Here is a 15,364-nt window from a genome sequence, read left to right as displayed (position 1 = left end):
CAAGGATAAACAATGAACGACCTATTCCAAGCGCCCACACGGCGGCAATTGCTAGCGATGATCGGTAAAACGGCTGGGGCAACCGCTATGTATCAGGCGATGACTACGCTAGGGTTTGCTGCTGAGTCTAGTTTTAAAACCCAGATTGAATTAAAAGGCGCGCCTGCTGGTGCTAGTATCGTCATACTTGGCGCTGGTTTGGCTGGCCTTACCGCTGCTTATGAGCTACGTAAAGCAGGCTATAAAGTAACTGTACTTGAGTTCCAAAATCGTGGTGGTGGCCGCAGTTGGACGCTCAATAGTGGTGATAAATATACTGAGTTAGGCGGTAGCGAGGTTAGTTGTGACTTTAAAAAGGGCAACTACTTCAATGGCGGACCTTGGCGCCTACCCGTTCACCATTACGCAGTATTTCACTATTGCAAGAAGTTTGGCGTTGCCTTACAACCGTTTATTCAAACTAACGATCGTGCCTACTTACACCGTACCAATCATTTCAATGGCGCACCGCAGCGTCTAGGCGAAGTACAAAGCGATATCCGTGGTTATGTCTCAGAGCTGCTATCTAAAGCGGTGAATGTCGGTAGCCTTGATAATGCTGTCAATAAAGAGGATAAAGAAAAGCTGTTAGAAGGTCTAAAAGGCTGGGGTGTCCTCGATAATAATTACCGTTATGTCAAGAGCCACGAAACTAGTAAGCACCGTGGCTATAGTGTCTATCCGGGTGGCGGTTTGATGCCAGATGCTCAGCCATCGACACCGATACCTAGAGACAAATTACTGAATTCAGGAATGTGGGCCGATATTTATAATAATTATACTGTTCAGGTTCATCAACCAGCGATGTTTCAGCCAGTCGGTGGTATGGGAAAGATTGGTGACGCCTTCACTCGTGAATGCCGTGATATGATCGAATTCAATGCAAAAGTTACCAAAATTGAGCAGGATGATAGCGGTGTCAGCGTCGATTATGTCGATAGCAATAATCTTGATGGACTAGCAAAAACCGTACGTGCCGATTGGTGTATTTGTACCATTCCATTGTCAGTGTTGACCCAAATAGACATCAATGTTTCAGCACCGATGAAACAAGCCATGGCAGCCGTCCCTTATGACACCTCCTATAAAGTAGGCTTAGAATTTAAACGTCGATTTTGGGAAGAGGACGAGTGGATTTATGGCGGTATCAGCTATACCGATATGCCCATTACCCAGATATCTTATCCTTCACAAGATATGTTTACTACTGGCTCAGGAGTGCTACTAGGTGCTTATGGATTTGGTGAGGCGTCTTATAAATTTAACAGTCTCAATCCTAAACAGCGCATCGATGCAGCACTGCAATATGGCAAATACATTCATCCACAATATCCTAAAGAGTTCCGCTCTGGTACTTCGGTAGCTTGGCATCGTATCCCATGGGTACTCGGCTGTTATGGTATCTGGAGTGAGTCAAGTCGTGATCAGTATTACAATACTTTGTGTGCTATCGATCATCGTATCGTCTTGGCAGGCGAGCACTGCTCGCATATTCCAGCTTGGCAGGAAGGGGCAATACTATCTGGCATGGATGCTGCCACCCGTTTGCATCAACGCGCAAAAAGTATTGGCTAGTAGTCAGTAGTAGCCCTTAGCTAAAAAGCAATATTGACTCAATGATAGAGGCCTTAGAAGGGGAGATAGAGATGATAAAACCAAACTTGCTTGTTACATCTATAATAATAGTAGGGTTAGGTGTCACCACCTTATCGGGCTGTAGTCGCTATAGCAAAGACCAAACGGCTCCTAGCACTGCTACCCTAGCCGATCTACAAGCTACGCAAGTGAGGTTTGATAATCAAGCCAGTCGTAATAATGGGGCTTGGGGCGCAGTTTATAGCTCTAAAGAAGAGCTCAGAGAGCCACGGGGCAATATTGTCGATGTCAGCTCGCTACCGACAATGGCAGAAGATGTTGACTTGCAACCTTGGTTAATCAAATTCGAAGGTAGCTTACAAGGCAAAACTGGGTTTTTTAGTACTGATGGTAAAAAGCTCTATGACGATTCTTGTGCAGGCTGTCATATGGCTGACGGCAAAGGAGCACAAGGGGCGGGCTATTATCCACCGCTAGCTAACAACAGCAAGATGCTATCAAAACACTATATCATCAGTGTGGTCATTAATGGCCTGCGTGGTATGCCCTCCTTTCACAGCATGATGAATGATCAGCAAATAGCAGCGGTTACTCAGTATGTGCATAGCGATTTAAATGGCTTTACTGACACTGTCACTGCTGCTGATGTCGCCCAGCTACGTCATGAGTTCCCGCCGGGCGCTGATCCGAGCGAATAATAGTACTAGAGCATGTTGAACCTTCGACCACAACACTGACACCTTTCTAGCAGAGACTATTTTTAGGCGCTGATTTTATAACAGTAGTCAGTTAAAACTCTCTAGACGAGTCTTATAAGGGAATGGTTTTAATAAAGTAGCGGCAAAAAAGTCCTGTTCTTGTTTTTATCTGTTGGCCTGTTGGATTGATGCTAACATCACTCTATCCGTTATAAAAGCTAGCCCAAGCATCTGCATCCGATTTTTACTTAAACTAAAGTAATTTTAGCTATCAGCACTGTCTACTTGTGAAGGGTCAATATGCTCTAATTAAAAAATAGCTATATTTGGTTATAGCACTTTATTATTGTCATAACAAGTCTAGGGTTCTCTTATCATATGATCCTGCAAAGAACTGCTGCAACAGCTGCTCAAAAACAGAGCCTTTACTAGCTGCTAAAGCAAATAGCGTTAATGAAGAATGCAACTTTAAGTTATCTGGGCTACAGAAAATTTCTAAAGTGCCTTTGTCAGAATGAGTTAACAAAAGCTCAGCACACTGCAATAATCGCCCACTAAGTACTTCATGCTGCAAATAGGCTTGTACTTGCGCTAGGCTGTCTAAAGCAAAACGTCTAGCCATAGCACTATGACCTAATCCTAAAAGCTGCGGAAAAACAAACCACATCCAATGCGAGCGTTTGCGCCCTTAGGTTAGTTCTACTATAACTTGTGGGTAAACACTATCTTGGTGCTTGCACAAAGTCATCAAATAGACTGTCATTCATAAGTAATCCTATATAGATTTCACTGTAAATATTTAAATTCTTTCAATACATATGACCATCAAATTGTTAACATTATAGCCGAGCCTTAATTGTTGCTAATTAAGGCTAGCATAGCGTAATCGATACGCCATAACCTCCTCACTAAGTTCTTTAACCTCAATATATAGTAAACAATACTAAGCTTTTAACTCGAGCGCCAATCAAGAGCCAACCAACCAAGGAAGGAAAACATATGAAAAGAGCTTTATTATCATTAGCTATCGGCTGTGTTGCCTGCAGCACGTTTAGTGCTAACGCTACCATCAATGTCGATAAAGAGGCCAAAAAAGTAGAAAAAAAAGTCATTGAGTGGCGTCGTGATTTACATTCAAATCCCGAACTCAGTAATAGAGAAACTCGTACTGCGGCCATTGTTGCCAAACACCTGAAATCTCTAGGGATGGAAGTTGAAACCGGCATAGCCTACACTGGGGTTGTAGGTATCTTAAAAGGGTCAAAACCAGGGCCTACTGTGATGCTTCGGGCCGATATGGATGCGCTGCCTGTTACCGAAAAAACAGATGTGTCTTTTAAATCAACCAAAACGGCTATCTATCAAGGATCAGAGGTAGGCGTGATGCATGCCTGCGGACATGATACTCACGTGGCTATGCTAATGGGGGCCGCTGAAGTACTAGCAGGGGTAAAAAACGAGTTGCATGGCAACATTATGTTTGTGTTTCAGCCAGCTGAAGAAGGTGCTCCAGAAGGAGAACAAGGCGGCGCTGAGCTAATGTTAAAACAAGGTATATTCAAAAAATATAAGCCAGACGTAGCCTTTGGACTGCACATTATGTCGAGCCTAAACAGCGGCCAAATTGGTTATCGCAGTGGTCCTATCATGGCTAGTGTAGACACTTTTGAGATCACAGTGAATGGTAAGCAAACTCATGGCTCAGCACCTTGGGGCGGGGTTGATCCTATTGCCGCAGCAGCGCAAATTGTGACTGGTATGAACCATATCGTCAGCCGTCAAATTGATATCACTAAAGAGCCTGCTATTGTCTCGTTCGGTAAAATACAAGGCGGCGTACGTGATAATATCATTCCTGATAAAGTTGACATGATAGGCACTATTCGTAATTTTGATATGGATAATCGCCAACAGATATTTGAAAAAATTAAAACCACCGCGACTTATATAGCAAAATCTTCAGGTGCAGAAGCAGACGTTAAAATCATCGAGGGTTATCCAGTCACTATCAACAATCCAGAGTTAACGACTAAAATGTTACCTACCTTACAAAACGTAGCCGGTAAAAATAACGTCATTGAAGTCTCTAAATTAACAGGTTCTGAAGATTTCTCATTTTATGCCAACGAAGTCCCTGGTTTGTTTGTGTTCTTAGGGGGAACGCCAGTGGGACAAGATGCTAGCAAAGCACCTACTAACCACTCCCCTTACTTTTATGCCGATGAATCCTCATTTAAGGTGGGTACTAAAGCTCTTAGCCAATTAGCAGTAGACTATCTGGCAATGAAAAAGTAACCCTTAACCGTTGAGTTAAAACTTTAGGCTGAACTAACTTTATCTTAGGAAGACGAGTGTTAGGATCAGCTAAACAATTATAAAAAGTCAGATACTTATGGTGTCTGGCTTTTTTATATTTTGCTGTTGGTTGTTTATTATTAAGAATGAAAGGGTCGTTCGATTGCAGCAGCGAAAACTTTTACTCCTTTTCATTAAAACAGCCACTATCTTTTAGCACATTAAAAATGCTATCCATTTCTTTTAGGATTTTATCTGCCATTATATCTTCATTAATCATTACCCATGCCTCACTCGACCCATTCCAGTCCTTTAGACAAACGCTATCTTACACTTCAACAAATTTATTGCATAAGGTTGCATTTATAATGGTAACTCTATACCTCTCTGTAGAGTTTTAACCATGTCATCTCCATGTAATTCTATAGTATTAACGTCCCAACTATTCTCAGAAGTTTGCATCATTAACTCAAGCTTTAAACTAAGAGGCGCCATCTTACTGCGCTGACTTTCTAATATCTTCGTTTTTTGATAAGGAATATCGTTACTTAAAGACGAGTTTTCACTGCTCCCTATCAAACATAAGTTACCAAACCCATGCAGATGAGTTTTATCTAGTATTTCATTAATTCTAGAAGTCTGAGGTGAAAAGTGTTCAACAGAGTTTTTAAAACTAAACCTGAATACATTTTTTTTATCTATAGAATATTTATCGTCTTTCCATAATAAATAATCCAAGTAATTAAATACAAATACTCTGACACGACCATAACTTAGTAGCGTATCTAGGTCTTCAAAAGCTACATCATATTGATTAGCTGTATTTATAACATACATAAAGTCCTTATATTCTTTGGACTCTGCTATTAAATAGCGATTAACCATAAAGCTTTTAGCAAGGCTTTCTAAAAACTCTAAATAATTTTCTGCAGTAATTAATTTTGAGTGTTCATTATCACTTAACCAATACAATACCGCCGATAGCCAGTTTTTACGAGAATTGGTTGGATAGGAGACATGAAAGGCGGAAAGTAGCATTGCACAAGACCAATTTGCACTAGACTTATAGCTTTCATCTTTTCCGAAACTATTCACATAGCTTGAGCTAATCTTATCAAACTTGTAACGTTTTAATGACCAGTCTTCTTTACCACTTGTACTCTCACGCTTGACGATATAGTTATCGAATAAGTAGCGTATTCTAAGTAAAGTGAAAATAAAATCTTTAACCTTTTGAACATCCTTGCCTATATGTTGTTTGAAAGCTTCAATTAATGCTTTATCATCTAAGGCAGGTAACTCTTTACATAATTCTGGTTTTAGATAAATACGAAGAGCTTGCATAAGAAAGTTAGGAAAGTCTATAACACTGTTAAACCGCTCCGCTTTACCTTCATCATTATCATCATTGCTATTTCTTTTGTCTTCTTTTACTGGCAATTTTCGACCTGCTGCAAGTGATTCTGTAAGAGACAGAAAACCATCTGTTAGACTAGAATCATCGCCTTGCACAGTAATTATCTCTGTCAAGTCATCGAAACTTTTCACTACTAAAACTGTCGACTCTGCTCCAAATATGGCTTCGCGATTATCAACTAAAAACCCTGTTTGCACATAACGGCTCATGTCCGCACAAGCGTGCCAAACTTTACTTATAGTAGCCATAGCCTGTGTATCATTTTGGACAGCAGACAGTAAGTTAGCTTTTACCACTTCATGTTTTTCTAACTGCTCCCCTCGATTGTTCATAACTTCAAAATAATGAGTAACATCAGTATTCTTGGGCACACAAACACGGAGTATTTTTACCCTTTCCAACAAGTAAGAACTAAATTCTTTTAGCGCTTCAGGCTTCTGATCCGCAAAGTTCCTAGTAATTACTCTGTCTATAGCTCTAAAACCATTTAATATTGAAGGGTTAGTTTTATTAGTATCAATCACACTTATTAGTTCAGATAGATGTTCAGGCGAATCGTATTTAGTGCTTTTATTTGGCAGTAAAATCTTAAAAAGCTGACTGATAGCCATTTCTGATTTAGTACGACTCTCAAACCCTAAGTTTGGCTTTTCATACCATAAAAAACTGTCAGGTAAGCGATGCTTTAAATAGAAAGCTAATAAACTTAATGTCGTAAACCGCTGTTGGCCATCAAGAATTTCAAAGTATCCTGGTTTCTCATGTACCACTAAGCTACCGATATAATACTCACTGGGTTTGTGCTTTTGTTCTGAATAATCTTGGATATCATCGATAAGCTGCTGAATTTGAGGCTCAGCCCAGTCGTAATTACGCTGATATACGGGCACTTTGTAGCAATCCATACTAAGTAGCTGTCGCAACTCCAAGCTTTTTAGGCTTTTATTATCCATATGCTTTCTCCCTTACTTGCTCAGATATATAACCAAGCTCTGCAAAAATAGTTTTGATCCCTTCTACATTTCGCGCGTTTATCTCTACTATTCTGGGTAATGGCTCATTTAGAAAGTCCACAGGAGACAGCGAATACTGCAGTCGCATAAACAAATTATTACTCTTTATATGCTTTTCTACACTTTCTAGGTAAACACTTGATTTTTTTAAACGTAATGAATAAGCCCAAATGAATATATACTCAATTGCTCGTGCTAAATCTTGTGACCCAAAGCGGTCGTAATAACATAATACAAGCGCGTTAAACATACGACGAACATATTTGTCTCCCTGGCGCCACCAGTGACTATAGATATATCTGTCACCTTTTTTTTGGTTATCTAATACCTGCATAATCATTAACGCTGTAGGTCTATCAGCAACTTCATACTTCAACCTTTGTAGTGTTTCTTGATGATATAAAGCAGCCTTTAACCAATTACCTCCCTCGATTTCAATAGAGTTAATTAGGAGAGGCTCTAGAAGATTTTGATAATGTGTGACCCAATCAAAAAATCGGCGACCGTTAATGATCGTTTGAGTAAGCTGAAAGGGGTAATCCATAGCTCTCTGATCAAGAGTACGCTGTGAGTGTTGGTTATATTGATCGACTGTATTATGAATAACCCTTAAGCTTTGTTGAAATGGATAAGAGCTAAGGAAGGGTGCATTGCTCAGATTAACACCTTTAAATGAACCTACATCAGTTTTTGAAAAGTATAGACTAGGCTTGCCCCTACTCCATTGACGAATAGGATATAGGTAGTTGGCAAATAATAACCTTAAGTCTTTAGTGTTCTTTTGCTCCCAATGGGTTACAACAGACTCTTTTAAAGGGTTCTCTGCCGTAGCAAACTCACGTAAATGAAATGCTTTAAGCAAATCATGAGGACTTAAATCAAGACCACGTGCATTTTGCGAATCAAAAAACTGGAAGGCTTCCGCGAGTTCATGCAAAGTTACTTGAACAACTTCACAATGATTTAGTAAAAAATCTAATACTTCGGATGTAAACTCAGGATTATTAATATGGCGTTCTATGATAACAAGGTTCTTACTTAGGTTTTTCTGAGTTTCGCTACAATCAGGGAGTTTTATTTCTACAGGCGCAAAGCTTTTAAATTGCTCTGCAAACTTTCCAGAATCCGCAGCTGCCTTCATAATCAATAATAACGTCAGAGTACGCTGCTGACCATCCACTAGTGCAACCACCTTCTTTTGACCTTTTTTATAATCTTTTTTATCAGATTCTTGATGTAAGACTATAGTACCTAAACGGTAAGCACTTTCTGAATCGTCAACAGTACCTAAATCAGACTCAACTCTGCTGCACTGGTAATATAAGTCCGTCAATAAATCAGTAATATTTTTTTCACTCCAACGGTAAGGACGCTGGTATTTGGGTACAACAAAATCTTTATCTAAGTACTCTTTTGCAGATAAAAAATCTATAATTTTTAAAACCTCTTCATCATTATGGGTATTTTCTTTTTTCATGGATTCATTTCTTAATATTTAAAATTTAGTAAAATAATTTATAAGCTATCTGGATCATATGACTAGCCAATAAAATTTCGTTTAAAATCTATAATTCATCAAATCTAATAAATATTCGTTTTCTAGACAACATATATTGCTCTCATCCAATAACAGTTATACTTTTCAGCATATTTTAAGTAATAGTATACTCGTTCGTTGTCCATAACCTTACTTTTAACCAAGTATTATAGCTTTGAATATTCAGAAATTGATGACTACCTATCGCTTTCAAAACAAAATAGCACTGCAATAGTATTGGTTTCTGTAATGTTTAAAGTCTCTTAATACCAGTTATCTACAAGAAACAAAGTGTCTTGCTGACGTTGATTGCTCAAATCGCCTCTGAGAATGATAAAATAGGCTTTTGCAGTCGTAGCAATGACCTGAGAACAAATATCGTTTAGAGGAGCAGCCATAGAAGCATCTTTTTGACGTCATCACAAAAGCTAGTATAGTCCACAACCTATAAATTTATTTTCTAGGTTAGCTTTTTTATAGTAAAAAATATTAACCACTAGCAATAACCAATAACCAATAACCAGAGTAAAATCAAAAGCCATACAAATATATGACTCAATAGCAGGCTACATAATAAATCTCCTATTAAAAGACGGTCCTATATCCGTTAAAATAGTAGTTATGACCTTTGATGCCCATCCAGTTAACCAAGACTTGGTTAATACAAACTTAGTAATGCCAATTCAGCGTAAGATTATCCATCTTGATATGGATGCTTTTTACGCTAGCGTCGAACAACGCGATTTTCCTGAGCTGCGTGGTAAGCCATTAGTAGTAGGCGGCGATCCTAAAGGACGTGGTGTAGTTGCAGCCGCTAGTTATGAAGTGCGTAAATTTGGTGTACGCTCAGCGATGTCTTGTTATGAGGCACGTAAACGCTGTCCTGAAGTACTATTTGTGCGTCCACGCTTTGAAGTTTATCGTGCAGTTAGTGCTGATATCCGAGCGATTATGCATAGCCTTACCCCGTTAGTAGAGCCTCTATCTTTGGATGAAGCTTATATCGATGTCACTGGGCTACAAGTCCATCACGGCTCAGCGACTCTAATGGCCAATTGGTTACGAGCGCAGATACTAGAGCATACTGGGCTCACCGCCTCGGCTGGGGTATCTTTTAATAAGATGCTAGCTAAGATCGCTTCTGATATTAATAAGCCTAATGGTACGGCAATCATTACCCCTAGCGATGCTGATGCCTTTATTAGTTCGCTACCAATCGAGCGCTTTCATGGTATTGGTAAAGCTACTGCTAAGCGTTTACATGCGATGAATATCAGTACCGGAGCCGATCTGCGCCGTGCGTCAGCGGTAGTGTTGGTTAATGAATTTGGCAAGCGTGGCCAGTTTTATCATGATATCGCTCATGGTCGCGACGAGCGTCCAGTTAAGGCTGAACGTCAGCACAAATCAGTTGGTTCTGAGACTACCTTTCAAGATAATCTACGCCTTGATGAAGCGCTGCTAGTACAGATTTATGAGCAAAACGCTGATGCTTATACCCAAATGCATAATAAACAGCTTATTGCCTACACTATCACCCTTAAGATTAAATATGCTGACTTCAGTCAAATAACCCGCTCGCATACTTTATCAACAGCGTTTGATAGTGCTGAGTCTGCTCACTATTGGCTCAACAAACTGTTTGCTGATATCCCACGTGACTTGCCTATTCGTTTAGTAGGGGTTACTTATTCATCGTTAGCTCCAGCGACGCAGACCTTAGCGCAATTGGATTTATTCGAATAGCGCCTTGCTATTGCAACTGACTAATTTATAGCTTGTATAATTTTACTTAGGCTATTTTAATAGTAGCATTCTGGTCATAGGAAGATCATGCCTACTGCAACACTGCAACACTGCAACTAGTTGTAGATTAAGCAGTGATTAAAACCGTTAAAATCAGCCAGTCAATGCCGACAAGTAAAGGCAGATATAGCTAGATAAATAGCCTGCGTAATCTACTCCCTTTGCTGGTGCTTTCTGCTACAATTACGCCAAAATACTCCTCTACTTACTGACTCTTATGACTGCTTCTAACTCTGTAATTTCTGATCCTAAAGCCTGTGCTAACAATTCTGATTCAGCTCCTCTAGACTACTTAAGTGTGGCTGATTATGATTATGAGCTGCCGGATAGCTTAATCGCTCGCTACCCCCTAGCCCAGCGCTCAGCTTCTAAGTTGCTGTACTTGCCAGCCACTACTGACGCTAGCATACAGATAGAAGACCATCTATTTACTGAGCTGGCCTCACTATTAAATGCTGGCGACTTAATAGTATTTAATGATACCAAAGTGATGAAAGCAAGGCTGTTCGGTAGTAAAGATACTGGCGGTAAGATAGAAGTGTTGATCGAGCGTTTATTGGATAGCGCTGCTATTGAACAGCTATTAGGAAGCACTATCGCTGATGCAGATAAACCGTTTGAAACACCGCAGTATGTCGCGCTTTGCCATGTCAAAGCCAGCAAAGCCCCAAAACTAGGTCAGAGCTTATCTTTAGCTGATGATCAGATGCAATGCGTTATGCTCGGACGTCAACAGAACCTATTTATCTTGGCTTTTGCAGCGCCTATTTTGCCAGACTTAGAAAGCTACGGAGAGCTACCGATACCGCCATACTTTGAGCGCCATGCTGACGAAACCGACAATACTCGTTATCAGACTGTGTTTCATGACCCTGCCAAGCTTGCTAGCGTCGCTGCTCCTACTGCCAGTTTACATTTTGATGAAAAAGTACTATCTATGCTCAGCGATAAGGGTATTAATACTGCTTTTGTCACTCTACATGTCGGGGCTGGTACTTTTGCACCGGTCAAAACTGACAATCTGCTCAACCATACTATGCATAGCGAGTATGCGTATTTGCCGCAAGATACCGCAGCGCTGATTAATCAAACTCATGCTAATGGCAAGCAAGTTATCGCCATTGGAACTACGGTAGCTCGGGTTCTCGAAAGCGCTTATCAGCAGACTACACAGAATGGCGAAGCACTAGCTAGCTGGTCAGGAGATACTGATATATTTATTTATCCAGGCTTCCATTTTGGGGTAATTGATCGCTTATTGACTAACTTCCATTTACCTAAATCGACTTTGCTAATGTTAGTCGCCGCTTTTTCTGGCAAAGCCGCTATAGAACAAGCCTATCAACATGCTATCGAGCATCAATATCGCTTCTTTAGTTATGGTGATGCCATGCTACTGGACAAAAAACGGTAAATATTAGTTATTAAATAAATACTATTAGCTAATCACAAGCAAATAAAATCATAAACAGGGCAACAAGAATTAGTAAAAAAGCATTGCACCCTTTGAATAATAAGCTTAATCCTTAGTTTCTTTCTATAAATGTAGTTGCTTTATATAAATTATGCAAAGTAGCTACACTAAGGTTTAACCAGATAAAAGTCAGCTTTTGTTGTTATAGTAATAATAATAGCTTACTATTGATAATTACTTATAGTCATTACTTATATTCCGTAATTAAAGTCATTATCATTTATTATAAAAGGGTTAAGCATGTCTTGGCATTTACCTCAGCGCTTAACCACTATCCATTTAACGGCTGTACATAAAGCGCTAGCGATCGGGTTGCTCTACTCAATTAGCGCGACGCTATGGTTAGCTACAGCGCAAGCGGCGACTATAGGCAAGATCATAGTCACCTCTGAGCAGCATCAACCTCTAGTAGCTATTATTTCAGTTACTGATATCCACGCTGAAGACTTTTCTGCTAGTTTGGCAAATCCCGTAGTTTATCAACAACTGGGGCTCATCCCAACGGACTCCATGTCTGTACATTTTGTCACCACTTCTGCTCATGCAGGTACGATGGTGATTAGCACCACGCAGCCTGTCTCTAAGCCGTTTGCTGATGTAGTGTTATCTATCAATGAGAAAGGCCAACGCAATATCATACCTAAGACCTTACTGATGCCATTGCATAAAAGCGTAGCGATTAGGCAACCTAACCAAGCCACAGCCACAGCCACAGCCACAGCACAAAAGACTAATCTATCTGTAGTTAGTGATCATACAGCGCAAACTTTAGCTGTCAAATGGGGAGCACCGCCGCCTTTATTCGCTTCGTCCAGCCCCTCAGTAGCTAGCTCTGCGATGGCTAATGCGCAAATACGGGCCCTAGCTATGCCCAGCACTAAAATAGCTACCGCCAGTACTGCCAATGTCAGTGACGGTTCCGCTACGGCTGTGCCAAAAAATATAGCGCCTGATAACCAAACGACTACTATAAGCTATGATGTGCAACGTAATGATAGCTTATGGAGCATCGCTAAAAAGATCGCTGTGCAAAACAATATCGATGTACAAGCAGTGATGAAAAAAATTCAACATCAGAATCCTGATGTTTTTATAGCGCAAGATACCAATCGCTTAAGAGCCGATGCTCAATTGCAGCTTCCCAATTACTAAACCCGCCCATCGCAAAAAAGCCTGCCAGTAGCTATCGCCGCACAGAGACCACACTATCGCGTTAAACCTTTAAAATATAACCCTATCAGTAAAGCTGAGCAGGCGGCTGCTACAGAAACAACTATGGTAATCTCTGCTAAGCCCACAGTTACTAAGTCTGGCGGTACTGAGTCTAAAGCTCCTAGTACAGCTGGCAATGCTGTCAGTACTGACGTCTTAGCGATACTCAAGCAATCGCAGCAAAGCAAAGCGGCTCAAGGTAAAGAGGTAAAAGCGACTAACCCTACTCTTAGTGGCTATAGGCAAAAGCTATAATTACAAAACCAAAAACCAGCTGAGAGTAATGCTCATCTTAAAAATTTAAGTAATCAATAATTGCCTAGCTGCTCAGTATTTCTGCTATAAAAAGCGCTTGTATACTTGGGAGTATCAATGGATAACATACTATATATCATGGCAGGATTGGCTATCGTCTTGTTGTTAGTGCTTTTAATCAAACGCAAAAACAGAGCTCAACAACCCTTAATGATGAATAAAAAACCTGAGCCCTCCCCATCCAATTCAAAGGTATGTCGTTCTGCTGTTAGCAAAAATAGTATCAATAACTCTTCTAGCAAGGTAACTAAGTTTGATAACGTCACTATTGCTCAACGTTTTATCGATCAGCAACGTTATGATAAAGCTATTGAAGCCCTACAGCGTGGCTTAGCCAAAAAACCTAATGACGGTCCGTTATTATTGAAGTTATTAGATATCTATGTATTTACCAATCAAAGTGATGACTTCTATCGAATTTATAATACTATCCAGAGCGATAATGATCAGACAATTATTGAACAAGCGCAGCAACTGAAAGACTTAATGGCTGAACAGCAGCCAAACTTAGAAGACAGTGATGCTTTGTTAACTATGAGTTTAGTTACTGATGATACTAGCGCTGCTAATACCTTTGAGCAAGATGACTTTTTATTAGATTTGGATTCCTTACCCTCAGTAACTGATGCTTACTCTACTAGTATAGCTGTTGATCCTAAGCAATATAGGCAAGAATGCGCCAGCTTTGATCTGACCTTGGCTGATTTAGAAGCTGCTGATCCAACCGCTACCCCTTTCACTGATACCCCTTTTATTGGCAATAGCGCTAAGCTCCCTATTGCGTCAGTAGTCTCTGCTGATGCTATTAACCTAACGACTACTAATAGCGCCAGCAACATCGACGATGACTTTACCCTTAGTTTTGATAACGGTTCTGATGATATGTCTGACGATGTAGCTGACCCTGATACTAGTGCGTTGACAGCAGAATGGTCTGAGCTTTTAGTTGATGATCAGTCTACTCAGCAGACCTTAGGCGCTGATAGCTTACTAGCTGATACTATTAGGGCTAATAATACAGTTGACCAGCTCAGTTTTAATCAAAGCTTTAACGAAGAGGTTAACGAAGGTTTTGAAGACCATTTTGATGGTAGCTTTGATGATAGCGATAATGATAATTTTGTTATGGATTTAGCAGATCTTAGTATTGAGCCTAAGATAGACAGCACTATAGATAGTCTTAGTGCTAATGAGCTTGCTGCTGCACAACCACACAGACAATACTTTGTATTTAGTTTAGAGGATAGTGCAGTTGATATTGATGCTGCTGCGTTTGTAGATAATGCTACTGATGACTTTGATATTGATATTGATACCGATATTGATACTGATACTGATACTGATACTGATACTGATACTGACTTTGATATTGAGTTAACTGCTGCTGATATAGCAAATACAGCTAACAGTCCAACTAACGATAATTTATTTTATTTTGCATCTTCAGATGATGCTGATGATATGGCTATAGCTGACCTTACAGACTCTTCAATCAGTACCCCCGCTTCTGAGTCCACCGTAACTGATGTTGCTGATAAGTCATCTGTAGAAGAGTATTGGCTGCTTACTGATGATTTCGTTAACAGAGTTGTCAGTAGTAATGGACCGACTACCGTCTTTACCCATGCAGCCACAGAGCTATCGTCAGTAGAGCTAGTACCAACAGATAGTAGTGAGCAGGCACCAGTTGACTTTGACTCGCAATTTTCAGCAGACTTTAACTTTGTAAAGTCTTTAGACAGCTATCAAGTTATTTTAGATTTGGCATATCAGTATATAAAGCTAGGAGAGAATGATAGCGCTAAACGCTTGCTTACTGAAGTAGTCGATCAAGGTAGTAGCGAGCAACAACAACAAGCGCAAGCTTTATTAGCTCATACCACTTAAGCGGCTAGTTTGTTTGTTTAATCCTCGTTATATTGTTTGAAACAATCTCTAGCTAAAAATAGCAGCGGCTGACCT

At 40.1% G+C, this 15,364-nt stretch carries 12 protein-coding genes; 8 read left to right on the top strand and 4 right to left on the bottom strand.

Annotated features, from left to right (window positions below; translation table 11 throughout):
- Nucleotides 1-12 precede the first annotated feature (12 nt).
- Both KPY62_RS12290 and KPY62_RS12285 read left to right on the top strand, forming a co-directional pair.
- The gene (locus tag KPY62_RS12290; RefSeq protein WP_216582629.1) at nucleotides 13-1,614 is read left to right on the top strand and encodes a flavin monoamine oxidase family protein; all 1,602 of its coding nucleotides are present in this window, start codon (nucleotides 13-15) and stop codon (nucleotides 1,612-1,614) included.
- Nucleotides 1,615-1,679: 65 nt separating this feature from the next.
- Entirely contained in the window at nucleotides 1,680-2,333 is a 654-nt protein-coding gene (locus tag KPY62_RS12285; protein WP_324033946.1) for a cytochrome c, read from the top strand.
- Between the two features lie 349 nt (nucleotides 2,334-2,682).
- On the opposite strand, the gene KPY62_RS12280 is transcribed toward KPY62_RS12285, so the two are convergent.
- On the bottom strand, nucleotides 2,683-3,000 hold the full coding sequence (locus KPY62_RS12280) for a DUF1810 domain-containing protein (protein ID WP_228730689.1): 318 nt from the start codon (nucleotides 2,998-3,000) through the stop codon (nucleotides 2,683-2,685).
- Nucleotides 3,001-3,332: 332 nt separating this feature from the next.
- Here KPY62_RS12280 and KPY62_RS12275 point away from each other — a divergent pair, with 332 nt between their 5' ends.
- A complete protein-coding gene (locus KPY62_RS12275; protein ID WP_216582626.1) occupies nucleotides 3,333-4,628 on the top strand; it encodes a M20 family metallopeptidase in 1,296 nt (431 codons plus the stop codon).
- Nucleotides 4,629-4,991: 363 nt separating this feature from the next.
- On the opposite strand, the gene KPY62_RS12270 is transcribed toward KPY62_RS12275, so the two are convergent.
- The 3 genes from KPY62_RS12270 to KPY62_RS13925 all read right to left on the bottom strand — a co-directional run bounded on the left by KPY62_RS12270 (nucleotide 4,992) and on the right by KPY62_RS13925 (nucleotide 8,993).
- The gene (locus KPY62_RS12270; RefSeq protein WP_216582624.1) at nucleotides 4,992-6,998 is read right to left on the bottom strand and encodes a DUF262 domain-containing protein; all 2,007 of its coding nucleotides are present in this window, start codon (nucleotides 6,996-6,998) and stop codon (nucleotides 4,992-4,994) included.
- Nucleotides 6,991-8,535, bottom strand: a complete 1,545-nt coding sequence (locus KPY62_RS12265) for a DUF262 domain-containing protein (RefSeq protein ID WP_216582622.1) — start codon at nucleotides 8,533-8,535, stop codon at nucleotides 6,991-6,993. Before KPY62_RS12265 ends, KPY62_RS12270 begins: the two co-directional genes overlap by 8 nt.
- A gap of 323 nt (nucleotides 8,536-8,858) precedes the next feature.
- A complete protein-coding gene (locus KPY62_RS13925) occupies nucleotides 8,859-8,993 on the bottom strand; it encodes a hypothetical protein (RefSeq protein ID WP_267459614.1) in 135 nt (44 codons plus the stop codon).
- Between the two features lie 277 nt (nucleotides 8,994-9,270).
- On the opposite strand from KPY62_RS13925, the gene dinB reads away from it, so the two are divergent.
- The 5 genes from dinB (at nucleotide 9,271) to KPY62_RS12245 (ending at nucleotide 15,289) form a co-directional block, all read left to right on the top strand.
- Nucleotides 9,271-10,341 (top strand): DNA polymerase IV, encoded by a 1,071-nt coding sequence (dinB, locus tag KPY62_RS12260; protein ID WP_228730781.1) that lies wholly within the window; start codon nucleotides 9,271-9,273, stop codon nucleotides 10,339-10,341.
- A 277-nt stretch (nucleotides 10,342-10,618) separates the two neighbouring features.
- A complete protein-coding gene (queA, locus tag KPY62_RS12255) occupies nucleotides 10,619-11,815 on the top strand; it encodes a tRNA preQ1(34) S-adenosylmethionine ribosyltransferase-isomerase QueA (RefSeq protein WP_216582613.1) in 1,197 nt (398 codons plus the stop codon).
- A 300-nt stretch (nucleotides 11,816-12,115) separates the two neighbouring features.
- Complete coding sequence (locus tag KPY62_RS12250; protein WP_228730688.1) at nucleotides 12,116-13,027, top strand: FimV family protein; 912 nt, start codon at nucleotides 12,116-12,118, stop codon at nucleotides 13,025-13,027.
- 123 nt (nucleotides 13,028-13,150) lie between these two features.
- Complete coding sequence (locus KPY62_RS13825; protein ID WP_228730687.1) at nucleotides 13,151-13,342, top strand: hypothetical protein; 192 nt, start codon at nucleotides 13,151-13,153, stop codon at nucleotides 13,340-13,342.
- 117 nt (nucleotides 13,343-13,459) lie between these two features.
- The gene (locus tag KPY62_RS12245; protein WP_216582611.1) at nucleotides 13,460-15,289 is read left to right on the top strand and encodes a FimV/HubP family polar landmark protein; all 1,830 of its coding nucleotides are present in this window, start codon (nucleotides 13,460-13,462) and stop codon (nucleotides 15,287-15,289) included.
- Nucleotides 15,290-15,364 lie beyond the last annotated feature (75 nt).

The organism is Psychrobacter sp. TAE2020 (assembly GCF_018919485.1).
Taxonomy (GTDB): domain Bacteria; phylum Pseudomonadota; class Gammaproteobacteria; order Pseudomonadales; family Moraxellaceae; genus Psychrobacter.
The sequence above is the reverse complement of the archived record's forward strand: the minus strand, read 5'-3'. Positions and strand labels throughout refer to the sequence as shown.